23 protein-coding genes are annotated in these 22,950 nt (G+C 64.0%); 10 read left to right on the top strand and 13 right to left on the bottom strand.

The window, feature by feature from the left end; translation table 11 throughout:
• Positions 1-178 precede the first annotated feature (178 nt).
• Positions 179-475 carry an HlyU family transcriptional regulator gene (locus AC07SZ_RS20240; RefSeq protein ID WP_056578557.1) on the bottom strand — a complete coding sequence of 99 codons (297 nt, stop codon included), beginning with the start codon at positions 473-475 and terminating at the stop codon, positions 179-181.
• Between the two features lie 47 nt (positions 476-522).
• Complete coding sequence (locus AC07SZ_RS20245) at positions 523-1,164, bottom strand: TetR/AcrR family transcriptional regulator (RefSeq protein ID WP_056578560.1); 642 nt, start codon at positions 1,162-1,164, stop codon at positions 523-525.
• Between the two features lie 179 nt (positions 1,165-1,343).
• On the opposite strand from AC07SZ_RS20245, the gene AC07SZ_RS20250 reads away from it, so the two are divergent.
• On the top strand, positions 1,344-2,021 hold the full coding sequence (locus tag AC07SZ_RS20250; protein WP_056578562.1) for a PspA/IM30 family protein: 678 nt from the start codon (positions 1,344-1,346) through the stop codon (positions 2,019-2,021).
• Positions 2,022-2,077: 56 nt separating this feature from the next.
• A complete protein-coding gene (locus tag AC07SZ_RS20255; protein ID WP_023779112.1) occupies positions 2,078-2,338 on the top strand; it encodes a YiaA/YiaB family inner membrane protein in 261 nt (86 codons plus the stop codon).
• A 70-nt stretch (positions 2,339-2,408) separates the two neighbouring features.
• Here AC07SZ_RS20255 and AC07SZ_RS20260 read toward each other — a convergent pair whose 3' ends face one another.
• The 5 genes from AC07SZ_RS20260 to AC07SZ_RS20280 form a co-directional block, all read right to left on the bottom strand.
• Entirely contained in the window at positions 2,409-3,098 is a 690-nt protein-coding gene (locus tag AC07SZ_RS20260) for a PadR family transcriptional regulator (RefSeq protein ID WP_494915602.1), read from the bottom strand.
• A 179-nt stretch (positions 3,099-3,277) separates the two neighbouring features.
• Positions 3,278-3,670 (bottom strand): thiol-disulfide oxidoreductase DCC family protein, encoded by a 393-nt coding sequence (locus AC07SZ_RS20265; RefSeq protein WP_056578983.1) that lies wholly within the window; start codon positions 3,668-3,670, stop codon positions 3,278-3,280.
• Between the two features lie 11 nt (positions 3,671-3,681).
• Positions 3,682-4,746 (bottom strand): DMT family transporter, encoded by a 1,065-nt coding sequence (locus AC07SZ_RS20270; protein WP_494915603.1) that lies wholly within the window; start codon positions 4,744-4,746, stop codon positions 3,682-3,684.
• Between the two features lie 35 nt (positions 4,747-4,781).
• Entirely contained in the window at positions 4,782-5,048 is a 267-nt protein-coding gene (locus tag AC07SZ_RS20275; protein ID WP_056578570.1) for a putative hemolysin, read from the bottom strand.
• A 128-nt stretch (positions 5,049-5,176) separates the two neighbouring features.
• Complete coding sequence (locus AC07SZ_RS20280; RefSeq protein WP_056578573.1) at positions 5,177-5,470, bottom strand: GYD domain-containing protein; 294 nt, start codon at positions 5,468-5,470, stop codon at positions 5,177-5,179.
• Positions 5,471-5,744: 274 nt separating this feature from the next.
• Between AC07SZ_RS20280 and AC07SZ_RS20285 the strand changes: the two genes are divergently transcribed.
• Positions 5,745-6,800, top strand: coding sequence for a TauD/TfdA family dioxygenase (locus AC07SZ_RS20285; RefSeq protein WP_494915604.1), 1,056 nt, complete (start codon positions 5,745-5,747; stop codon positions 6,798-6,800).
• A 95-nt stretch (positions 6,801-6,895) separates the two neighbouring features.
• Here the strand turns inward: AC07SZ_RS20285 and rpoD are convergent, their stop codons facing one another.
• The 3 genes from rpoD to AC07SZ_RS20300 all read right to left on the bottom strand — a co-directional run bounded on the left by rpoD (position 6,896) and on the right by AC07SZ_RS20300 (position 11,805).
• The gene (gene rpoD, locus AC07SZ_RS20290) at positions 6,896-8,920 is read right to left on the bottom strand and encodes an RNA polymerase sigma factor RpoD (protein WP_056578576.1); all 2,025 of its coding nucleotides are present in this window, start codon (positions 8,918-8,920) and stop codon (positions 6,896-6,898) included.
• A gap of 438 nt (positions 8,921-9,358) precedes the next feature.
• The gene (gene dnaG, locus AC07SZ_RS20295; RefSeq protein WP_056578579.1) at positions 9,359-11,293 is read right to left on the bottom strand and encodes a DNA primase; all 1,935 of its coding nucleotides are present in this window, start codon (positions 11,291-11,293) and stop codon (positions 9,359-9,361) included.
• Positions 11,294-11,436: 143 nt separating this feature from the next.
• On the bottom strand, positions 11,437-11,805 hold the full coding sequence (locus AC07SZ_RS20300) for an RcnB family protein (RefSeq protein ID WP_056578582.1): 369 nt from the start codon (positions 11,803-11,805) through the stop codon (positions 11,437-11,439).
• A 385-nt stretch (positions 11,806-12,190) separates the two neighbouring features.
• On the opposite strand from AC07SZ_RS20300, the gene AC07SZ_RS20305 reads away from it, so the two are divergent.
• The 3 genes from AC07SZ_RS20305 to AC07SZ_RS20315 all read left to right on the top strand — a co-directional run bounded on the left by AC07SZ_RS20305 (position 12,191) and on the right by AC07SZ_RS20315 (position 15,449).
• Positions 12,191-13,855: a Na/Pi cotransporter family protein gene (locus AC07SZ_RS20305; RefSeq protein ID WP_172372493.1), complete on the top strand. Its 1,665-nt coding sequence runs from the start codon at positions 12,191-12,193 to the stop codon at positions 13,853-13,855.
• Positions 13,856-13,957: 102 nt separating this feature from the next.
• The gene (locus AC07SZ_RS20310; protein WP_056578587.1) at positions 13,958-14,167 is read left to right on the top strand and encodes a DUF2061 domain-containing protein; all 210 of its coding nucleotides are present in this window, start codon (positions 13,958-13,960) and stop codon (positions 14,165-14,167) included.
• A 97-nt stretch (positions 14,168-14,264) separates the two neighbouring features.
• Positions 14,265-15,449: an MFS transporter gene (locus tag AC07SZ_RS20315; protein ID WP_494915605.1), complete on the top strand. Its 1,185-nt coding sequence runs from the start codon at positions 14,265-14,267 to the stop codon at positions 15,447-15,449.
• Positions 15,450-15,454: 5 nt separating this feature from the next.
• Here AC07SZ_RS20315 and AC07SZ_RS20320 read toward each other — a convergent pair whose 3' ends face one another.
• Positions 15,455-16,351 carry a LysR family transcriptional regulator gene (locus AC07SZ_RS20320; RefSeq protein ID WP_494915607.1) on the bottom strand — a complete coding sequence of 299 codons (897 nt, stop codon included), beginning with the start codon at positions 16,349-16,351 and terminating at the stop codon, positions 15,455-15,457.
• Positions 16,352-16,446: 95 nt separating this feature from the next.
• On the opposite strand from AC07SZ_RS20320, the gene AC07SZ_RS20325 reads away from it, so the two are divergent.
• On the top strand, positions 16,447-17,277 hold the full coding sequence (locus AC07SZ_RS20325) for an SDR family oxidoreductase (protein WP_494915609.1): 831 nt from the start codon (positions 16,447-16,449) through the stop codon (positions 17,275-17,277).
• Positions 17,278-17,296: 19 nt separating this feature from the next.
• On the opposite strand, the gene AC07SZ_RS20330 is transcribed toward AC07SZ_RS20325, so the two are convergent.
• Positions 17,297-19,576 (bottom strand): heavy metal translocating P-type ATPase, encoded by a 2,280-nt coding sequence (locus AC07SZ_RS20330; RefSeq protein WP_494915779.1) that lies wholly within the window; start codon positions 19,574-19,576, stop codon positions 17,297-17,299.
• 104 nt (positions 19,577-19,680) lie between these two features.
• On the opposite strand from AC07SZ_RS20330, the gene AC07SZ_RS20335 reads away from it, so the two are divergent.
• Together AC07SZ_RS20335 and AC07SZ_RS20340 are read left to right on the top strand one after the other, a co-directional pair.
• Entirely contained in the window at positions 19,681-20,097 is a 417-nt protein-coding gene (locus AC07SZ_RS20335; protein ID WP_056578599.1) for a MerR family transcriptional regulator, read from the top strand.
• Between the two features lie 90 nt (positions 20,098-20,187).
• The gene (locus AC07SZ_RS20340; protein WP_494915611.1) at positions 20,188-20,988 is read left to right on the top strand and encodes a M55 family metallopeptidase; all 801 of its coding nucleotides are present in this window, start codon (positions 20,188-20,190) and stop codon (positions 20,986-20,988) included.
• Here the strand turns inward: AC07SZ_RS20340 and AC07SZ_RS20345 are convergent.
• On the bottom strand, positions 20,978-21,898 hold the full coding sequence (locus tag AC07SZ_RS20345; protein WP_056578604.1) for a LysR family transcriptional regulator: 921 nt from the start codon (positions 21,896-21,898) through the stop codon (positions 20,978-20,980). The genes AC07SZ_RS20340 and AC07SZ_RS20345 overlap by 11 nt on opposite strands.
• A 160-nt stretch (positions 21,899-22,058) precedes the next feature.
• Here AC07SZ_RS20345 and AC07SZ_RS20350 point away from each other — a divergent pair, with 160 nt between their 5' ends.
• Positions 22,059-22,922 carry a D-amino-acid transaminase gene (locus AC07SZ_RS20350; protein WP_056578991.1) on the top strand — a complete coding sequence of 288 codons (864 nt, stop codon included), beginning with the start codon at positions 22,059-22,061 and terminating at the stop codon, positions 22,920-22,922.
• The last annotated feature ends 28 nt before the right edge of the window (positions 22,923-22,950 follow it).

Below are 22,950 nucleotides of genomic sequence, written 5' to 3' on the forward strand. Positions count from 1 at the left end.
TTTCGTGGCGAGGACCATCGCCTCGCATTTTCGACACCTGTCTGGCCTCGGGCAATGCGGTTTGAGTGGGACAAGGCGTTACCGAGGTTTGCTCCGCGAGCAAGCCTCGCGACAAGCTTGGCCGCGCCGGCATTTGCCGCCTCTGGTGCAATGCGGGCGGTCGCCTCGAGCAGTCCGCCTAACCGAAGATCCGGTCGCCCTGTTCATCCACCAGCTGGATGCCCTTCTTGATCGAAATGTCGACGGCGTCGTCTAGCCCGGCGAAACGGTCGGCGCGGATGAACTTGTGCTCCTTCACCACGCCGTCGACCTCCTTGGAAACGACACCGCAGGTCTGGTACTGGCCATCGGTCTTGTAGGGCGTGGCGCTGATGAGGAAACCCTTATGCTCGACCTGCTTGGCTGGCGCCGCACTTTTGGGCTCGGCCGTCTCACCGCCGCCGCCACCACCGAAAAGACGCTTCAGAAAAGACATCGCTCAAATCTCCTTGTTCGTCCTGCAAACCACGGTCTGTTCGCGATTCACGACGCTGTCGTCCCAGCATGCGCGAATGCGCCGCCGCGTTCCAGCCCCCTGATGAAGACGGCGACCAGGAGGTCGATCTGCTGGTCGATCTCGTCCGTCTGCCCGCGCACGGATCTGGCCGCATAGCCGCTGGTGACGATGCCGTGCACGCTTGACCACAAGGTGCGCGCGGCGATCCGTCGCGTGTCGGCGTCAAGGTCGAAATCGCCGCTGGCGAGCACGCCGGCAATGATCTCGAACAGCTGGTCGAGCCGCGCCTCGTAAGCATCGGGTTCGGCCAGTGTTGGACGCCGCCTGTTGAAGGCAAGCAATGCGGGCCAACTGCCCGGATGCGCTTCGACGAAGCGCACATAGGCGCCCGCCAGCGCCAGCAGGCGCTGGCGCACATCGGTGATGCCGCGCCGGGAAAGATCGGCCATCGCCGCTGCCCCCGCCGCCCCGAGTCGATCAAGCAGCCGCATGTTGACGGCACGGTGCACCCCGTCGAGATCGGAAAACAGATTGTAGACCGAACCGACCGAGATGCCCGCCTGCTCGGCGATGGTCCTCGCCTTCAGATTGTCCATGCCGCCCTCGTTGAGCAGCACTTCGGCAATCGCCAGCACCCGCTCGCCCGTCTCTTCCTTGTCCAGTGCCATATCAGTCCTTGTGGGTGCGAATGCTTTGCGCGGCACGCTGGTTCGAACCGCGATTTCCCCCTGTTTACCATATGCGAAGTTTCGTGAACAGCGTTCAAAAACGTCTTGAACAATGTTCATTTCCTGTTATGTTGGCCCCGTGAACATTGTTCACAGAACAAATCGAAGGGAGAAGAACCATGCTTAGCCTGATCAGAACATTGCTCGACGGCGCCAGCGCGCGGGCCGAGGACGGCCTGAAGGATCGCTTCGCCATCGACCTTCTGGCACAACGCATCCGCGACGCCGAGGCGGGCCTTGCCGCCGCCAAGCAGACCCTCGCCTCGCTGATCGTGCGCCAGCGTGCCGAGCAGGCCGGGCTCGACCACCTCGAACGCCGCCACGCGGATCTCGAAAGCCGCACGCTGAGCGCACTGGCCGCCGGCAACAACGGGCTTGCCGAAAGTGGTGCCGCGGCTGTCGCGGAGTTGGAAAATGAACGCGAGGTTCGCCGCGCCACCGTGCAGAGCCTTGGCGAAAAGACCTTGCGGATGCGCGTTTCGGTGGAGCGGGCGCATCGCCGCATCATCGACCTCAACCAGGGCATGATCTCGGCCCGGGCCATCGATGCCGAGCGCAAGGCGCAGTCACGCCTCGTCAGGTCGATCGGCCATTCGGCGAGCCTCAACGACGCCGAGGAGCTTTTGGCCCGCATCAAGGGAGCCGGCGACCCATTCGAGGAGGCCGGCATTCTCGACGAGATCGACGGCGAACTGCGTCACGAAGCAATCCGCGACCGCCTTGCCGACGCCGGGCACGGCGCGGCGGTGAAGGTGCGCGCCAAGGACGTACTCGAGCGCCTGAAGACCATCAACTGAAACCCGCCTTGCAGACCTGATTTCCATCAAATCCATCAAACCAACGGAGAACACCCATGAACGCCAATCAGACCTACATCATGTTCAACACCGCCTCGGTCGGTGCCGCCTATTTCATGCTCGGCCTGTCGCTGTGGCTGGCGCCGGTCGACCTGGCGACCAAGGGTTACTGGGCGATGGGCATTCTGCTGCTCACCGGCAGCCTGGTGAATCTGGTCAAGTACCGCACCGACGAGCGCCTCTCGGCCGAGATGACCGCCAAGATCGAAAAGGCCCGCAACGAAAAGCTGATCAGCGAATATGTCGGCAAGGAATGATGCCGGCCCGCCCTGACGCAAAGAAGCCCGGGTCGTCGCCCCGGGCTTTCTTGCGTCTGTCGCGACGAGATCAGCGATGCGTCAGCGCTTCCAGCGCTTCCGCCGCGGCTTCGAGGATGGCGATCGCCTCGGCCTGCTTTTCAGCCGGGGCATCGACGATGTCGCCCAGCGCCGCGCGCAGGCGATGGCGGATGGCGCGGAATTCGTCGCGCGTTTCCGAACGCTCGCCACGGCCGCCGCGACCGCCGCGCCGGTCCTCGCCATCGTCGTTCCAGCCGAACCAGTCGCGCGCCTTGGCCATCTTGCGCCCGAAGCGTTCGAGGTGGTCGAGCACGCCGTCGATCATCTCGCGATTGTCGGCGAGATGCGCCTGGCCGGCCTCGGTGATGGAAAATACCTTCTTGTTGCCTTCGCTCGACGAGACGGCATAGCCTGCCTCTTCCAGGAAGGTCAGCGTCGGGTAGACCACGCCCGGGCTCGGGCTGTAGATGCCGCTGGTGCGCTCTTCCAGCGCCTTGATGATGTCGTAGCCGTGGCGAGGCGCCTCGGCCAGCAGCGACAGCGTGATCAGCTTGAGGTCGCCGTCGGCCAGCATCCGCCCGGCGCGGAACATGTCCCCCGGCCCGCCGCGGCCGCCACTGCGGCCGCCATGGCCGAACGGGCCGAAGCCGCCGCCCCCTCTGCCACCGAACTTGCCGGCCATGTGCATGAACATGCGCTCACCGAAATGGCCGCGTCCGAAATGATTGTCCTTGTGCATTGGATTGCTCCTTGAGTTCTATCTTACGATATATCTTAATTAGGGTCGCCTTCCCATGGAGTCAAGATATATCTTACGATGTATCTGAATGTCATGGCAGACGCTTGCTTTCGCCGGCCGATAAAGCCGGCGGACAAGGGTTGGGAGACACCCTCCGGACCCTTCCGCATCACCGCGCGCTACCAGCGGCCCTTGCGGCGGTTCCAGGCGTAGAGCAGATCAGCGAACCGGTCATAGGCGAAGCGCGTCATCGGCAGGGTCAACCGGTTGCCGAGAAGCGTGGCCAGCCAGCCCTCGCCCGGCGTTATCCGCCACACGGCGATGGCGACATCGGCGCCGACCAGCAAGCGGCCATCCGCATCGGTGGCGTGCAGCCGCCGGCGGATGTCCTCCAGCGAGGCGCCATGTCCGGCCAGGGCCGCCGGCTCCAGATTGATGTCGCGAAATTTGATCCGCCCGGCCCTGACCGCTTCGATCAGCCGCCGCTTCTGCCTGGTAATGCCGCCATCGCAGACGGGGCAACGCGTGTTGTACCAAACGGTTAGTTCAGGCCTTGGCGTTTGCTTGAGCATGATTGGCATGCTCAGCCGTGGCCGTGCCTGTGGTGCAGGTCCGGATAATGCGGATGGCGGTGGCGCATCGGCGCATGCCGGTGCCAGTGCGAATGCGGCTCGCTCACCGGCCCGTCATGATCGTGCTGGTGGTGTTCGTCATGCACATGGCTGTGCTCATGTTCCAGCGCCTCGTGGTCGTGCTCATGGTCGTGGCGTTCCGACAGATGCAACCATAGGCCGATACCCATCAGAAGTCCCGCCAAGGCCAGCTTGAAGGTGACGGCATCGCCCAGGATGACGATGGCCAGCAGCGCACCGATGAACGGAGCCAGCGAGTAATAGGCGCCTGTCCGCGCGGTACCAAGATGGCGCAATGCCAGGATGAACATCACAAGGCTGACGCCGATGCCGAGGAAGCCGACGGCGGCCGTGGCCACGACAATGGATACCGCGGGAAACGACGTTCCGGCGGCAAGCGCCAACCCGACATTGGCCGCGCCCGCCACCAGCCCTTTCAGCATGGCGATCACCACCGGGTCGGTCGCCGAGATCTTGCGGGTGAAGTTGTTGTCCAGTCCCCATGCCAGGCAGGCCCCGGCGACGAGCAGCGCGCCGAGATTGAAGGCGACACCCTCGCCCTGCCATGACAACAGGACCGCGCCCGCCAGAATGGCGAAGGCGCCAACAAGCAGGCGCCGGTCGACATTCTCGCGATAGACGAGCCAGGCGATCGCCATCGTCGCCAGCCCTTCCAGATTGAGCAGCAGCGCTGAACTGGATGCGGTGTTGAGGCTGAGGCCGAACATCAACAACACCGGCGCGAGGATGCCGCCCATGCCGATCGCCAGCGCCAGCCAGGGGACATCCCTGGCGGCCAGCTGCGCTTCGCCGGCCGCGGCCTGTTTGCCGCGAAGCAGGCGATACAGGGCAAGGCCAATGCCGGCGCCGAGATAGAGCAGGCCGGCCAGCATGAAGGGGCTCACGCTGTTGAGCAGCAGCTTGGAGAGGGGCGGCGTGGCGCCAAACAATGCAGCCGAAAACAGGGCAAGCGGCACACCGGGCCACAGATGGGAATGCGGGTGCGGGTCTGACATGGTCCTATCCTTGTACCCAGGCGGCGACGTGGCTGCTATTTGTGGCGCATCGCGGCCTTTGGGCCGATGCATTTGTTGTCGCGAAACAGCGCCCATTCCTCGCACAGGCGCCCATCGGGCAAGCGGCAGAAGCCATATTCGTTGCCGGCCTTGTCTTTCCTGATCGTCAGGCGGCCGCCAATCTGACCGCAATGGACCGAGGCCGGATTGGCCATGCCGACCGGTTTTGTCGTGGCGCCGGCCTCGAGCGGCATTGATGATATCAAGGCAAAAGCGACGGCCAGTATCGAAAAATTGTTCATCGCGATCCCTCCTGGCCGCATATCTACCACGGCGAGACGTCCTGTCCCGAGACAACTGTCAAATATGTCGGAACGCGCGGCGGATCAGGTGCCATCAAGGCGGCACCTGATCCGGTTGTCCGCAAACACTAGCCGAGCGAAGTTATGATCTCGCGATAAGCGAATTCGGGGAAGGCCTTGAGCGTTCGCGTCCGGATATTGCCGCTCGCCGCCAGCATCAGCGAGAAACGCGCCAGCACCGCGTCGTCGGGGGCTTCGACCACGGCCACCATGTCGTATTCGCCCATGGTCAGATAGAACGACTTGAACGAGCCGCCCATATCTCCCAACTGCTTCCTGGCGGCGTCGAGCCGCTTGGGTGAATCGCGCACGTTTCTGGCGCCCTGCTCCGTCCAGTTCATAAGCACGATGTAGCTTGTCATGGCTCACCTCCCTCCGGGGCCACGGAGCACGGCGGCTTCGCCGGGGCGGGCATCCGGGTTGTCGCCCAGAAAATGCATCCGACGTCAAATTATCCTCCCGCGGCGAACGTCCTGCAAGGACGCATCCACGCATCATTTGCGGGCTGGAAGGGACACTCGGCGGCGACCGGCGAAAGCCGGTTTGAAAACCCGCCTGATTGCTGCAATCTCCTTCGTGGCCATGGTGGAAATCCCAGGCCGATGTCCAGGATCAATCCAGCCGCCGGAGGGCTTCATGCGCGAGACGACAGACCTGCCCCCGGCATCGATCGAAATTCCCGCCGCATGGACCGGCGAGGACGTGGCGAAGCATCCCGGCCGCTGGCTGGTCGAACTGGACCCTCGCGACGTCGCCGAGCTGGAATTGGCGGCAACCGGCTTTCTCGCCGGCTCGCGCGATATAGGCGGCCTGACCAAGGCCGATTTCCCCTTGCCCCGGCTTGCCGGCCATCTTGCCGCCCTTCGCGGAAAACTGATCGCCGGCATCGGCTTCGAGGTCCTGCGCGGCCTCCCGGTCGAGAGATATTCCGCTGAAATGGCGGCAACCATCTTCTGCGGGATTGGCGCGCATCTGGGAAGCGCACGCTCCCAGAATGCCCAGGGCCATATACTCGGCCATGTCCGCGACATCGGCGCCGACGCCAGGGACGCCACGACGCGCATCTACCAGACGGCGGAGCGCCAGACGTTTCACACCGATTCCGCCGATGTCGTCGGCCTGCTCTGCCTGCGCGATGCCATGCAAGGCGGCGAATCCCTGCTGGTCAGCACGGTTACGATCTACAATGAGATGCGCAAAAGCCGGCCCGATCTGGTCCGCCTGCTGTTCGATCCGATCGCAACCGACCGGCGCGGCGAGATCCCGGAAGGCGAAAAGCCCTATTTCGAAATCCCAGTCCTCAACTGGCATGCGGGACTGCTGACCGGCATCTACCAGCGCCAGTACATCGACAGCGCGCAGCGCTTCCCGGATGCCATGCGGCTGAGCGCCGCCCATGTCGAAGCGCTGGATCTCTTCGACAGTCTTGCCAATGATCCGAAGCTGAACCTGTCGATGCGGCTTCGGCCCGGCGACATGCAGTTCGTCTACAATCATTCGCTGCTTCACGACCGCATGGGGTTTCGCGACTGGCCGGACCCGGACAAGCGGCGCCATATGCTGCGCCTGTGGTTGTCCATCCCCGGCGACCGTCCGCTGCCCGAATGTTTCAGGCAGCGTTATGGCTCGATCGAGATCGGCGACCGGGGCGGCATCATCGTCAAGGGAACACGGCTGAACGTGCCGTTGTAACGCAATTCCCGGAAGGTCCGAAAACGACTTTCCATTGATGTGAAAACGAAAAAGGGCGCCAGTTGGCGCCCTCAATTCTTCGCGTCGGATAAAACTCAGCTGTCGAGGAAGCTGCGCAGCTTGCGGCTCCTGCTCGGGTGCTTGAGCTTGCGCAGCGCCTTGGCTTCGATCTGGCGGATACGCTCGCGGGTGACCGAGAACTGCTGACCGACTTCTTCCAGCGTGTGGTCGGTGTTCATGCCGATGCCGAAGCGCATGCGCAGGACACGCTCCTCGCGCGGCGTCAGCGAGGCGAGAACCCGCGTGGTGGTCTCGCGCAGATTGGCCTGGATCGCCGCGTCGATCGGCAGGATCGCCATCTTGTCCTCGATGAAATCGCCCAGATGCGAATCCTCCTCGTCGCCGACCGGCGTTTCGAGCGAGATCGGCTCCTTGGCGATCTTCAAGACCTTGCGCACTTTTTCGAGCGGCATTGCGAGCTTTTCGGCCAGTTCTTCCGGCGTTGGCTCGCGGCCGATCTCGTGCAGCATCTGGCGCGAGGTGCGTACGATCTTGTTGATCGTCTCGATCATGTGCACCGGGATGCGGATGGTGCGCGCCTGGTCGGCGATCGAACGCGTGATCGCCTGCCGGATCCACCATGTCGCGTAGGTCGAGAACTTGTAGCCGCGGCGGTATTCGAACTTATCGACCGCCTTCATCAGGCCGATATTGCCTTCCTGGATCAGGTCGAGGAACTGCAGGCCGCGATTGGTGTATTTCTTGGCGATGGAGATGACGAGGCGCAGGTTGGCCTCGACCATTTCCTTCTTGGCGATCGCGGCTTCGCGCTCGCCCTTCTGCACCTGGTTGACGATCTTGCGGAATTCCAGGATCGAGATCGCCGTTTCGGTGGCCAGGTGCTGGATCTCGGCGCGCAGGTCCTTGATCGCATCCTTCTCGTTCTTGGTGAATTCCTTCCAGCCGCGCGAGGTCAGGTTGGCGATCGAGCGCGTCCAGTTTGGGTCGAGCTCCGAGCCCTGATATTCCTTCAGGAATTCCTCGCGGCGCACGCCGTAGCTTTCGGCCAGCCGCAACAGCTTGCCCTCGTTTTGCACCAGGCGCTTGTTGATGTCGTAGAGCTGCTCGACCAGCGCCTCGATGCGCGCCGTGTTGAGCGACAGCGACTTCACCGCCTTGATCAGCTGGTCCTTCAGCTCCTTCAGCCGGCGGTCCTGGCTGGGCGACAGCGTGCCGGCGGCGGCCAGACGGTTCTCGACCTGCTGGTCCTGCAGCTTGCGCAGCTTCTTGTAGGTGTCGGCGATGACGTCGAGCGTCTCCATCACCTGCGGACGCAGTTCGGCTTCCATCGCCGCCAGCGACAGGCTGGCCTCGTCCTCGTCTTCCTCGTCGTCGTCCCCGATGCCGCGCGTATCGGCGCCGACATTGGTGATGTCGTCTTCATCGTCGCGCCCGCGGCGCGGCTTTTCCTCGGCCTTGGGCGCTTCCTCGATGCGCTCGACCACCGGCGCCTGCTTGGCTTCGGGGCCGGCATAGGTGGCTTCGAGATCGATGATCTCGCGCAGCAGGATCTTGGATTCGTTGAGTTCGTCGCGCCAGATGATGATGGCCTGGAAGGTCAGCGGGCTTTCGCACAGGCCCGCGATCATCGTCTCGCGGCCGGCTTCGATGCGCTTGGCGATGGCGATTTCGCCCTCGCGCGACAGCAGCTCGACCGAGCCCATCTCACGCAGATACATGCGCACGGGATCGTCGGTGCGGTCGGTCGGCTCTTTCTTGGTGGTGGTGGCGGCGACCGCCGTACCGGTCTGTTCGGCCAGTTCGTTGGCGTCTTCCTCGGCGTCCGCCGCGGTGTCGCCGGCCTCGGCCTCTTCGCCCTGCTCGTCATCCTCGACGACATTGATGCCCATGTCGGACAGCATTGCCATCGTGTCCTCGATCTGCTCGGAGGTCACTTCCTCGGAAGGCAGCACCGAATTCAGCTCGTCCATCGTGACATAGCCGCGCTTCTTGGCGGCCTTGATCATCTTCTTGACAGCATCATCGGAAAGGTCGAGCAGAGGGCCATCGGTGGCGCCTTCGCGTTCGGTCTCGACCTCTTCCTTTTCCTTAGTCGCCATAATTTTTATCTTCTCCTAGCGGCCAAACTTTGGGGCCGCGTAAGCTGTCGGACCAGTCAAATCGGATACGCTCGTTTTTTGAAACGCGCCTCACCGGGCCACTAACCGCATCATCTCTTTTGTTTGGTGCATGCCATCACCCCAAAACCGGTTCCACTCTTGGCTGACCACTCTTGGGCGACATGCATTAAGTCCAGATTAACCCTGATATCTGTGGCAGGCGGCCTGCCTGTCCAGTGACCAGTACCTCACATCGCTCATTTCCCGTCGGCGCGGGTGCGGGTTAACGTTTCGAATCGTCCTGATTCCGCCATTCTGTCGGAAGGTCAAGCGCCTCTGGCATGATTCGCATGAAAAAAGCGAATCAATTACCCGACTTAGCGCGCCCTGCTCCTTGGGGAAGCCCGGCCACGCTCTCATTCCTGTTCTCAGCTGCACTTAGGCTCGCCCGGCCCTGCCCGACGAAACGCCAAATCCTTCGATCAGCGCTTCCGTCGCCTGTACATCCTGAAATTGCGCCTGAATTTCGATCAGATGGCGGAAGTTTTCGTCCGAAGGATCCGCTTCGAGAGCCGCTTCCGCCTGTTTCAGCTCCTTATGTAAGGTGCGCGCGCTGCGCTGCAAGTGCAGGGCCTGGTTCAGGGCATCGCGGGCATCGTCGAGCGCGGCCGTCTCCAGCGCCGGCCATTGCCGCGCCCGCCGGATCAGGCCGACGGCGCGCTCCCAGATCTCCGCGCAGCCGGCGCGTTCGATCGTCGCCACCACGGCATGGCGGTCATTGGCCATGTCATGCGCCATCGCGTCGAGGATGGCGGCGTGCAGCCGCTGCAGCTCGGAATTGGCGAGGTCGAGAAATTCTACATGGGCGAAATTCTCGTCGATCAGCGCCGGATGGTTGACCAGCGCCACGATGATCGTCGCCTCGCGCACCGACATGCCCTCGCTGCCGCGCTTGACCAGCGCCGACTGGCCGAGGCTTTCGGTGATCGCCATGCGGCCGCCACCAGGCTTGGCGAATTGCCCGCCGGGCGCGGCTGCCTTGCCCTGTCCCGGTTTCCAGTCCTGGCGCCCTTGCCGCGCATCGCGCTGCGAGCCGAAGAAGCTCTTTTCCCGCTCACGCATTTCCTGCTGGTAGTGATAGCGCGTGCTTTCGTCGCGGATGCGGCTGGTCAACTCCCGCAGCGTCTTTCCCAGTTCCGCCCGCCGTTCCGGCGTGTCGAAGACACCGCCGGCTGTCTCGCGCATCCACAACAGGTCGACCAGCGGCCGCGCATCGGCAAGCACCGCGCGGAAAGCGTCAGGCCCCTCGGCCTTGACGAGGTCGTCGGGATCCTTGCCTTCCGGCAGCAGCGCGAAGCGCGCCGAACGGCCGGCCTGCACCGAGGGCAATGCCAGATCCGCGGCACGCCATGCCGCCTTCAGCCCGGCCTTGTCGCCGTCGAAGCACAGCATCGGCTCCGGCGCCATGCGCCACAACAGCTCGAGCTGGTTCTCGGTGAGCGCGGTGCCGAGCGGCGCCACGACATTCTCGAAGCCGGCCTGTGCCAGCGCGATCACGTCCATGTAGCCTTCGACGGCAATCACCGTGCCGCCCTTGGCCAGAGCCTTGCGGGCACGGGCGAAATTGTAGAGCACATTGCCCTTGTGGAAGAGCTCCGTGTCGGGCGAGTTCATGTATTTGGCCAGCGCATCGGGCGCCAGCGCCCGGCCACCAAAGGCGATGATCTTGCCGCGCGAATCCGGGATCGGGAACATGATGCGGTCGCGGAACCAGTCATAGGAGACCGGAATGTCGTCGCCGTGGCGCACCAGCCCGCACGCCTCGATATCGGCTTTCGGCACGCCCTTTGCGGCGAGATGCTCCTTCAAGGCATTGCGGCTATCGGGCGCGAAGCCGAGCCGGAACGAATGCTGCGTCGCCGGCGTCAGCCCGCGGTCCCGCAGATACGCGCGGGCCTTGGCGCCCTCGGGTCCCTGAAGCCGTTCCTGGAAGAAGGCGGTCGCCATTTCCATGACGTCGGTCAGGCTGGCGCGTTCCTTCTCGCGCCGTTCCTCCTGGACGTCGCGGACTGGCATCGGGACACCGGCCATGTCGGCGATCTTCTCGACCGCTTCGGGGAAGCTCATTCCGTCGAGTTCGGTGAGGAATTTGAAATGGTCGCCCGAGACCGAGCAGCCGAAGCAATGGTAGCGGCCCTTCTTGTCCTCGCAATGGAAGGACGGGCTCTTCTCGCCATGGAAGGGACAGCAGGCCCAATAGTCGCCGCGCGACGTATTGGTCTTCTTGCGATCCCACGCGACGCGCTGGCCGATAACAGATGAAATCGGCACGCGGTCGCGGATCTCGTCGAGAAAGGCGGGCGGAAAGCGCATTGAGGGAACTCGTTTCCCCTCCATATAAGCATACCCGCGAAATCCGACGACCCCCAATGCGGACGATGCCCGGTTTCCACAGGGCAAAAAGAAAGGCGGCCCTTTGCGGACCGCCCTTCCCAGCTCAATCCAGCGATCGAACCTTACCGCGCGGCAAGCGCGCCGAAGACGACGCCGGAGAGGATGCCGACCAGCACGTAGTCGTTGCCGACGCGGATCCATTCCTGGCCGCGGCCGGGACGATGCAGGCCGTAGCGGCCATAGTCGCGGATCGGCTGGTGTTGCCTCCAGCCGGAATACTTCTGGCCGTTGCGCCAGTTGTTGCGCTTCACGACGACCTTCTTCTTGTAGACGCGCTTCCTCACGTCGTTGTGGTGGCCTGGCTTCTGCCAGTCGACCTTGGTGTAATTCGACTGCGGCGCGACCGGGGCGTTCATCGGCGCGGCCTGACCGGTCATGGAGGTGGCGGCCAGCATCGTGACAGCGAGAGCGGAAAGGACAATGCGTTTCATAGGAGGTCTCCTTGGTTGTCGATGCCCGAGGAATAGCGGCCGGGGATGAACTGAAACTGAACGGCGGCATTACAATTGTGTAATGAAATCCTCCGCTTATTTCGAATATTTGAACATCATCGCAAAGACAGCCGCCACAAGCACGCCAACCGGCCGCTTCCCTGTCCCACCGCGACCCGGCGATGCAACCATTTGCGCACCCGTCCATTTCCCGACACCGCCTGTCGCCTTGCGGCGGCCCCTTGAAATCGACAAGATTTTATTATCCGGCTAAAATATTCCAGCTATATATGACGACTGCCATGATCATGATTCGTACCCTCGCTTCCCTTCCTGACCGCAGCGCCGTCCGCACCGCGCGCCCCGCCCGCATGCAGGCGCCGCAATGAGCGGTTCCGTCGTCCTTCTGCATCTGGCCGGCGCTGTCGCGCTGATGCTGTTTGCCACCCGCATGGTCAAGACCGGCGTCGAACGTGCTTATGGTGATGTGCTGCGCCATCGTCTGCGCGCCACCATGCGCAATCCGATCATGGCGGTGCTGGCCGGCACCGGCCTTGCGATCGCGCTGCAAAGCTCGACCGCCGTGACGCTTCTGGTGGGCTCCTTCGCCGGCTCCGGCATCGTTTCGGGTGCCGCAGGCCAATTGGCCGTGCGTGGCGCCGAGATCGGCTCGGCGCTGGTGGTCAAGCTGCTGACCTTCGACCTCACGCTTTTGGTGCCGCTCTGCCTGATCACCGGCACGGTGATGTTCATGGCCACCGAACGGCGCGACTGGCGCCAGACCGGCCGCATCCTGGTCGGCATCGGCCTTTTGATCCTGTCGCTGGAAATGATCGGCCAGGCATCGGAGCCGCTGCGCAACAGCCAGCTCATGCCGGTCATCATCAATTACTTCTCCACCGATTCCATCACCGCCTACCTGCTGGCGGCGCTGATCACCTGGCTGTTCCAGTCGAGCATCGCGGCGGTTCTGCTGATGGCGACGCTGGCCGGCCGTGGCCTGATCAGCCCGGAACTCGGCGTCGTCCTCATCCTCGGCGTCAATCTCGGCTCCTCCATCATCGCACCGATGCTGACCCGCTCGGCCGGGCCCGCCGTGCGCGTCGTGCCGATCGGCAATCTCCTGATGCGCGGGCTTGGCTCGCTGGTCATGCTGATCCTGTTCATGATCTTCCGGCCGCATGTCGGCTTCCTCGGCGCGACGGCCGCGGATCAGATCGTCAACGCCCACATCCTGTTCAACGTCATCATCCTGCTGGCAGGCCTGCCGCTGGCCGGTTTCGTCTACCGCGCTTCGGAGAAGATCGTGGCGCTTGGCACCAAGCCGGAGCCAACGGCCTCGCTCGACGTCGTCGAGTTGTCCGCGCTCAACGAGAGCGCGCTCGACGTGCCGAGCCAGGCGCTGGCCAACGCCACGCGCGAGGTGGTGCGGGTCTGCGAGACGGTCGAGATCATGCTGAAACGCATCATCGAGCTCTATGAGAGCGCCGACGCCGACAAGATCAAGGCGCTGGCCGCCCTCGACGACCGCGTCGACCGGAAGCATGCCGCCATCAAACTCTACCTCGCCAAGGTCACCAAGAACCCGCTGACCGAGGACGAGGCGCTGCGTTGCCAGGAGTTGATCGGCGCCTGCGTCAAGCTCGAGCAGGTCGGCGACATCATCGTGCGCAACATGCTGGTGCATGTGAAGAAGAAGTTCGATCGCGGGCTGGAATTCACCGACGAAGGCTGGAGCGAGTTGTGCGCCTTCCACAGCTCGGTGCTGGCCAATGCAAGGCTCGCCTTCAACGTGCTGGTCTCCCGCGACCCTGAAACCGCCCGCCAGCTGGTGCTGGAAAAGGACCAGTTGCGCGACCGCGAGAAGGAAACCAGCGCCAGCCATTTCCTGCGGCTGCGCGAAGGCACCGCCAAGAGCGTCGAGACCAGCTCGATCCATCTCGATACCATCCGCGACCTGAAGCAGATCAACTCGCTGCTGGCGTCGATGGCCTATCCGGTGCTCGAAGAGCGCGGCCTGCTGACGGGGTCAAGGTTGAAGGCGAGCTGAAGCCACCCCACCGGCTGCGGTGCTCACTTGACGGCAAAATACCTTTGCTCCGCTTCCGGCAGACAGGATAAGGATCGGCTACCCAGGCTTTCGGAGGAATCGATGGACACCCATTCGCGCAGTTTTGCCAAGGCGCTGTCCTGGCGCGTGACCGGCACCATCGACACGCTGATCATTTCCCTGGTCGTCACAGGAAGCGTCAAACTCGCCGCGGCCATCGGCATAACCGAGGTCTTCACCAAGTCCCTGCTCTACTATTTCCACGAGCGGGCGTGGCTGAAGATTCCCTATGGCCGCAAGAACACGGCCTGAAGCTGCCGGTCAAGAAAACCTAAAGTCGCGACAAAAATTTCTGGATTGCCCCCGCGGTCCATCCGTGGTTTGAGGCCATTCCAGCCAAGGCTTCCCCATGTCGCTTCCGCTTATCGCCCTGTTCATCGCCGCTTTCGCCTTCGGCACCACCGAATTCGTCATTGCAGGCGTGCTGCCGCAGGTGGCGCAAGGGCTTGGCGTCTCTGTCCCATCCGCCGGCTATCTCGTTTCCGGCTATGCTTGCGGCATCGCCATAGGCGGCCCGCTGCTGGCGCTCGCGACCAAGTCCTTGCCGCGCAAGACCTTGCTGCTCGGGCTCGCCGTCGCCTTCACCATCGGCCAGGCGGCCTGCGCGCTGGCGCCCGACTTCACCTCGATGCTGCTGCTGCGCGTTGCCGTCGCGGTCGCGCACGGCGCCTATTTCGGTGTCGCCATGGTGGTCGCTGTCGGGCTCGTTCCCGAAGACAAGCGCGGCATGGCGGTGGCGGTCATCCTGTCCGGCCTCACCGTCTCCAACGTCATCGGCGTGCCGGCCGGCACGGCGATCGGCAACATCTGGGGCTGGCGCGCCACCTTCTGGGTGATGTGCGGGTTGGGCGTGGCGGCGACTCTTGCCATGGCCGCCCTGTTGCCGCGCACCACCGGCTCATCGGCCAAGCCAGCCGGCCTTGCCCGTGAGGTCCGCGTGCTGGCACGCCAGCAGGTCTGGACCTCGTTGATCCTGATGCTGATGCTGATGCTCGGCCAGTTCTGCCTGTTCACCTACATCACGCCGACCCTGCTGGAAGTCACCGGGCTCGACGAGAACCTGGTGCCCTGGGTGCTGCTGCTCAACGGCGTCGGCGCCACGCTTGGCGTCTTCCTCGGCGGCAAGCTGTCGGACTGGAAGCTGATGCCGTCGCTGATCACCATGCTTGGCCTACAGGCGGCGACGCTGGCGGTGATCTACGCCGTCAGCCCCTACCCCGTGCCGATGGTCATCGCGATCGTCATCTGGGGAGGCCTCAATTTCGCCATCGGCACGCCGATCCAGACCCGCATCCTGGCGTGGACGGCGGATGCCGCCAACCTCGCCTCCTCGCTGATCCCGTCCGGCTTCAATGTCGGCATCGCGCTTGCCGCGTCGCTGGGCGCCGCCATGCTCAATGCCGGCTACGGCTACCGCAGCCTGCCGGTGGTCGGAGCTTTGGCGATGCTGGTCGCCGTGGTGGTCGCAATTGTTTCCCAGGTCTGGGAAGGGCGCAGCAACGCCACGCCGCCGCTGACGGCTCCAGCCGAGTAGCGGCTTCAGCTTTCGGTCTCCTTCAGCACGTCGATGAAGGCGCGCAGCGCCGGCGGCACCAGCCGACGGCCCGGATAATAGAGGAACAGGCCGGGAATGGGCGGACACCAATCGTCCAGCACGGTGACAAGCGCTCCCCGGTCGAGGTGAGCCTTGGCGGATTTGTCAGAGATGTAAGCGATCCCCATGCCGCCGGCGGCGGCCTCGGCCATCAACTCCATATTGTCGAGTGTCAGCGCGCCAGGGACATCGATCGCGATCTCCTGGCCATGTTTCTCGAACTCCCATCGGTAGGGTTTGCCACTCGGCAACCGAAACCGGATGCAGGTTTGATCCCTGAGATCATCCGGGACGCGCGGAACCGGGCGACCTGCCAGATAGGCCGGCGATGCAACGGCAATGAAGCGTGTCGGCCCGCCGAAGCGCACCGCAACCATGTCTTGCGGCACGGCCTCGCCCAGACGGATACCGGCATCAAAGCCTTCAGCGACGACATCGACCAGTCTTCCCTCGGTGACGAGATCGAGCGAGACTTGGGGGTAGCGCTGAAGAAAGACCGGCACCACGGATCCGAGCAACAGTCGCGCACCGATCTCGCTGGTGTTGATCCGCAGCGTCCCTGATGCAAGACCACGGAAGTCGTCGACCTCTGCCAATGCGGCGTCGATATCCGACAGAAGCGGCCGCAGGCGCGTAACGAGCCGCTCGCCCGCCTCGGTCGGCGCGACGCTGCGCGTGGTGCGATTGAGCAGGCGTACACCCATGCCCCGTTCCAGCGTCCGCATCATGTGGCTGAGCGTGGACGGCGAAAGGCCGAGATCGTCGGCCGCCTTGCGGAAGCTGCGGTGCGAGACAATCGCGGCGAGCGCAGTCAATTCCGGAAGTCCGGGCTTACCACTCATGGGAAATCTTCATCAGGCTATATCAAATTGAACGGATAGTATCATGAATTGGATCGAGTAGTCTTGGCTGAAGTCAACATGAGAGGACATTTTCCATGACCAGGACATGGTTCATCACCGGCACCTCATCCGGTTTCGGGCGACTTTTGACAGAAAGGCTTCTGGCCCGTGGCGACCGTGTCGCCGCGACTGTACGAAAGCCACGGACGCTCGCCGATTTGAAGACGCAACATGGCGATCGGCTCTGGATCGCGTCGCTCGAAATAACCGACACCGATGCTATCCGGGCGACGATCGGCAGGGCCTTTGGCGAACTGGGACGCATCGATGTCATCGTCAGCAACGCCGGCTATGGCCTCTTCGGCGCCGCCGAGGAACTGGAAGACGGCCAGATCCGCGACCTGATCGACACAAACCTCATCGGCTCGATCCAGCTGATCCGGGCAGCACTGCCGCATCTGAGGAAACAGCAGGGCGGCCGCATCCTGCAATTCTCCTCGGAGGGCGGACAGATGGCCTATCCCGGCTTCAGCCTCTATCACGCCACCAAATGGGGCATCGAAGGCTTCGTCGAATCCGTTCGCCAGGAAGTTGAGCCGTTCGGCATCGGGCTGACGCTGGTCGAGCCCGGGCCGACACGCACGAACTTCGGTGCCAGCCTGGTCAGTTCCGGGTCCACGGATGCCTACGAGAACACCCCGGTCGCGGACTTACGCCGGGCTTTTTCCGAGGGTTCGTTCGACATCAAGGGCGATCCCTGCAAGATGGTCGAGGCGATGATCGCCTCGGTGGAGCAGGATCCCGCGCCTCGACGATTGACCTTCGGCGCCACCGCCTACGCCTCGATCCATAGCGCGCTCCAGGGCAGGCTTGCGGAGTTGGAGAACCGGAAGGACGTGGCACTCGCCATGGATATCGACCCCTGACCCAAACGGTAGCGTGCGGTCACCCGCGCCAGCGCAAGAGGCGCATGGCGTTGGCGGTGACCAGCACCGTGGCGCCGGTGTCGGCCAGGATCGCCGGCCAGAGGCCGGTGATGCCCAGGATGGTCGTGACCAGGAAGACCGCCTTCAGCCCCAGCGCCACGGTGATATTCTGGCCGATATTGGCCATCACCGCACGCGACAGCCGCACCATCCGGACAACGTCCGTGACGCGGCCATGCAGGATCGCCGCATCCGCCGTTTCCAGCGCCACATCGGTGCCGCCGCCCATGGCGATGCCGATGTCGGCGGCGGCGAGCGCCGGCGCGTCGTTGATGCCGTCACCGACCTTGGCCACCGTCAGCCCTTCGCGCTGCAACTCGCCGATCATCCGCTGCTTGTCCTGCGGCAGCAGTTCCGCCCGCGCCTCGATGCCGAGCGAGGCGGCGATGGCTTCCGCGGTGCGGCGATTGTCGCCGGTCAGCATCACCGCGCGGATACCCTCGGCCTTCAGCGCCGCGATGCCCGCCGCCGCGTCCGGCCGCGGCTCGTCACGCATGGCGATCAGCCCGGCCAGCACACCATCGGCCACCAGCACAGACACGGTCTTGCCCTGGCCGTTGAGGCTGTCGATGGCAAGGCGCTGCGCTTGCGTCATGTCAGTGCGTTCGTCCGCCGCCGGGCCCGAACCGAGGAAGATGGAGACGCCGCCGACGCTGCCCTCGACTCCCTTGCCGGAGATCGCCTTGGCCGAGAGCGCCGGCGGCACCGGTGCCTTGTCCGCCTTTGCCCTGTCCAGGATCGCCACCGCCAGCGGATGGCTGGAGCCCTGCTCGAGTGCCGCCGCCAACGCCAGTACGCTGCGTTCGTCGCGGCCATAGGCCACGATGTCGGTCACCACAGGCTTGCCCCCGGTCAGCGTGCCGGTCTTGTCGAAGGCGACCGCGGTGATCCGGCGAAAGCGCTCCAGGACCGCACCGCCCTTCATCAGCAGCCCGCGCCGGGCGCCTGTCGCCAGACCCGCCGCGATTGCCGCCGGCGTCGAGATGACCAGAGCGCAGGGACAGCCGATCAAAAGGATCGCCAGGCCCTTGTAGATCCATTGGTTCCAGTCGCCGCCGGCGACAAGCGGCGGCAGCACTGCCACCAGCGTGCCGACTGCCAGCACACCGGGCGTATAGTATCGTGAAAAGCGGTCGATGAAGCGCTCGGTCGGCGCCTTGGCCTCCTGCGCTTCCTCCACCAGCCGCACCACGCGGGCGATGGTGTTGTCGGAAGCGGCCGCTGTCACCCGCACCTTCAGCACGCCGTCGCTGTTGATCGTGCCGGCGAACACAGGCTCTCCAACGCTCTTGCGCTTCGGCGTGCTCTCGCCGGTCACGGGCGCCTCGTCAATGTCGCTCGAACCCTCCGTGATCTCGCCATCGGCCGGGATGCGGTCGCCCGGCCGCACCGTGATGACGTCGCCGACCGCAAGGTCTTCGGCGAGAACCTCAACCGTGCCGCCTCCCCGCTCGACCAGCGCCGTCTTCGGCACCAGATCGGCAAGGCCCTGGATGCTGGCCCGCGCACGGCCGGCGGCGACACCCTCGAGAAGCTCCCCGATCAGGAACAGCACCACGACGGCTGCCGCTTCTTCCGTGGCGCCGATCATCACGGCCCCAACAGCGGCGATGGTCATCAGCATCTCGATCGAGAACGGCGTGCCGGCGAGTGCCGCCATCAGCGCACGCCGCGCGATCGGAACGAGACCGACCAGCAAGGCGGCCAGGAAGACCCAGCGCTCGGTCGCGGGATACAGATGACCGATGCCATAGGCGGCCAGAAGCGCTGCCGCGCAGGCCAGCGTCAGCGCCGCGCGACGGCCGCGCCACCACGCCTGCCCAGGCTCGGCATGGCTGTGGAGATGGGATGACCCCGCGGCCTCCTTGGTGATTTGTTGGCCGCCGACATGGTCGTGGCCTTCGTGTCCGTGACCTTCATGGTCATGGCCTTCACGGTCAGGGCCTTCATGGTCAGGGCCTTCGTGGTCATGAGCGGCATGATCGTGCGCCTTGGCCGTTGGCCTGCCGGCAAGAGCCTCCGCCTTGACGATGCCGTAGCCCAGCCGCGCCACCTGCCGCAGCACCTTGTCATCGTTGAGCGGACCGCCATGGCTGACGGTCATCGAGGCGCCGGTCACCGAAACCGAGACATCGGCCACACCGTCGAGGCGGCGCACCGCCGTATCGATCTTGGCCGCGCAGGAGGCGCAATCCATGCCGCCGATCCTGAACCGTGTCTGCTTTAGAAGAGCCGTCATCACATCACCTGTCTGCTCTTTCACCGGCTGCCGCGCCGGACCTTGCACCTTGATGTCAGCCAATGTAATTGCTCTAGTCACTAGAGCTTCAAGAGGCAAAATGCATGTTTTCGATCGGTGATCTCTCGCGCCGCACCGGGGTCAAGGTGCCGACCATCCGTTATTACGAACAGATGGGCCTGGTCGCCGCGCCCGAACGCTCGGAAGGCAACCAGCGCCGCTACTCCAGGCAGGAGCTGGAACGGCTGGCCTTCATCCGCCACGCCCGCGACCTGGGCTTCGCCGTCGAGGACATCCGTTCGCTGATCGAGCTCAGCTTCCATCCCGAGCAGCCTTGCGGCCATGCCGACAAGATCGCGCAGGAGCAGCTGGTTTCCGTGCGCGAAAAGATCGCCCAGCTGAAGCGGCTGGAAACCGAGCTGGAGCGCATCGCCTCTTGCTGCGACGGCAAGACGGTCGGCGACTGCTACGTCATCCGCGCGCTGTCCGACCACGCGCTCTGCGCCGACGAGCACAAGTGAGACTTTGATTTCAGCGAGGAGATTCATTTTCGCGGCGAAAGGAGTTAATCGGCGGAAAAGAATCGAACAGCGGCAAGGCAGGGACAACGGATGAAAGTGTTTATCAGCGCCGACATAGAGGGTACCGCCGGCATAGCGGACTGGGACGAGGCGCTGAAGGAAAGACCGGATTACCAGGAATTCCGCGAACTGATGACCGCCGAGGTCGCCGCCGCCTGCGAAGGCGCCAAGGCCGCCGGCGCCAAAGAGATCCTGATCAAGGACGCGCACCAGACCGGGCGCAACCTCATTGTTTCGAAACTGCCCGACCATGCCAGCATCGTGCGTGGCTGGAGCGGCCACCCCCATGTCATGATGTTCGGCCTCGACAAGAGTTTCGACGCGGCACTTTTCACCGGCTATCACGCCAAGGCCGGCGTCGAGGCGAACCCGCTTGCCCACACCATGAACGACAGGATTTCGCGGCTGATCATCAATGGCGAGGTCGCCTCGGAGTTCACCGTCAACGCCTATACCGCGGCCCCGCTCGGCGTCCCGCCAGTGTTTCTGTCGGGCGATCGCGGCATATGCGATGACGCCCGCGCGCTCGTGCCGGAAATCGGCACGGTAGCGGTGAGCGAAGGCTTCGGACGCGCCGCGCTGTCCATGTCGCCGGCGCGAGCGATCGACCGGATTCGCGAGGGGGTGGAAAAGGCGCTGTCGCGTGACCTGACGGCGTGCCGCCTCGATCTGCCCAGGCATTTCGACGTGGAGATCGAGTTCAACAATCCGACCGACGCCTACCGCGCCAGCTGGTATCCGGGAGCGGAGCATCCGCGCGAGCGCACCTTGCGCTTCGTCTCCGACGATTATTTCGAGGTGCTGCGCGCGCTGCGCTTCCTCACCGTGTGACGCCACTGGCCGAGCTGGCCGCCGCTTCCCAGAAACGGTTGGCGATCGGGCGCGCGCCATCGGCGTGGCGATAGAGGCGGATCTCGGTGGTCAGCTCCCAGTCGGGATCGACGGACGCCGGCACAAGTGCTCCCTGGGCCAGTTCGCCGGCGATCAGACGTTCCGGCAGCCACGACACGCCCCAGCCGGCGAGCGCCATCGCCTTGTGGCCGATGCAGATGGTGTTCTCATGCGTTGTGTTGCGCACGAAGGGCGCACGCTTGGCGAACAGCTTGTTCAGCGCCATGCCGAAAAACGAGAAGTCGCCATAATCGATATAGGGCAGCGGCGTGTGTGTCCTCAGCGCATGGTCGAGCAGCGGTCCCTCCGGATGCGGCGCCGCCACCGGCTTCACCTTCTCCGTACCCAGCACGAGGAAGGAAAAGCGCGAACTGTCGAGCAAGAACGGCACCGAGGGATGGAAATAGGTCAGCAGGAAATCGCAATTGCCGTCGAGCAGCGTGTCGATGTTCTCCTCGATGCCGCCCTTGTCCGGGCTGACATGCGAACTGAAGCGCGGCAGGTGCGCGCGCATGTCGTCCAGCCATGCGGGCAGGAAGGTGACAGTTAGCGTGTGCAGCGCCGAAAACGTCACCCTGTGCTTTTCCGCCTCGTTGCGCGGGCGCAGTGAATCGCGATTGCGATGCATAGTGCGTATGGCGTCCTCGGCCATCGGCAGGAAGCGCGCGCCCTCCGCCGTCAGCGTTATGGGAAAGGTCGCCCGGTTGACGAGGGTGGCGCCCATCCAGCCTTCGAGCTGCTTGATGCGCCGGCTGAAGGCCGGCTGCGTCACGCCGCGCAAATAGGCAGCCCTGGAAAAACTCAGGCAGCCGGCCAGGCAGCAGAAATCCTCCAGCCATTTCAGTTCCATGCAATCCAGTCTCCCGCGTCTTGCGCAGCTCCGTATAGCGGCCTTTCCTCACGCCGCGCAAATCCCATGCAAAAAATGCATAAGCACGAAGAAACATGGCATTGGCCACGGTCCAGCGATGCCACTAGCGTCCGCCCACTTCATCAAAACGGGAATGATCGTGGCGCGCGAAGTCTATGTGGAAGGCAGTTTCGTCAGCGAGCACGAGGCGAGGATTTCGGTCTTCGACAGGGGGCTGCTGTTCGGAGACAGCATCTATGAGGTGACCGCGGTCATCGAGGGACGCCTGATCGACAATGATCTCCACCTGGCGAGGCTCGAACGGTCGCTTGGCGAACTCGAAATCCCGATGCCGCTCTCGAAGGAAGCAATCGTCGAAGTCCAGACCCAGTTGATTGCCCGCAACAAGCTGCGGGAAGGTGTCATCTACCTGCAGATCAGCCGTGGCATCGCCGACCGCAACTTCGGCTATGCCGAAGACATCAAGCCGACCTTCTTCGCCTTCACCCAGGCCAGGGATATCAGCGACACGGCGGCATTGCGCGACGGTATCCGCGTCGCCGTCGTCGACGACCAGCGCTGGGCACGACGCGATATCAAGACCACCATGCTGCTTGCGCAGGTCCAGGCCAAGCATGTCGCCTCTCAACGCGGCTGCAAGGAGGCCTGGCTCGTAGAGGACGGCTTCGTCACCGAGGGCGCCTCCTCCACCGCCTATATCGTCACCGCCGACAACCGCATCGTCACCCGTGCCAACTCGCGCGCCATCCTGCCGGGCTGCACGCGCCGTGCCGTGATCAAGGTGGCCGATCAGTTGAACCTGGTCGTCGACCAGTCACGCTTCACCGTCGAAGAAGCGCAGAACGCCCGCGAGGCCTTCCTCACCAGCGCATCGAGCCTGGTGACCCCGGTGATCGAAATTGCGGGACGAGCGATCGGCGACGGCAAGTCCGGGCCGGTCACGCGGCTCCTGCAGAAGACCTATCTGGACCTGGCATTGGGGAGCCCTGCACAGGTTCAGTAGGAGAAGACCCGCAACGACAATCAACAAT

The organism is Mesorhizobium sp. GW821-FHT07A06, assembly GCF_059419085.1.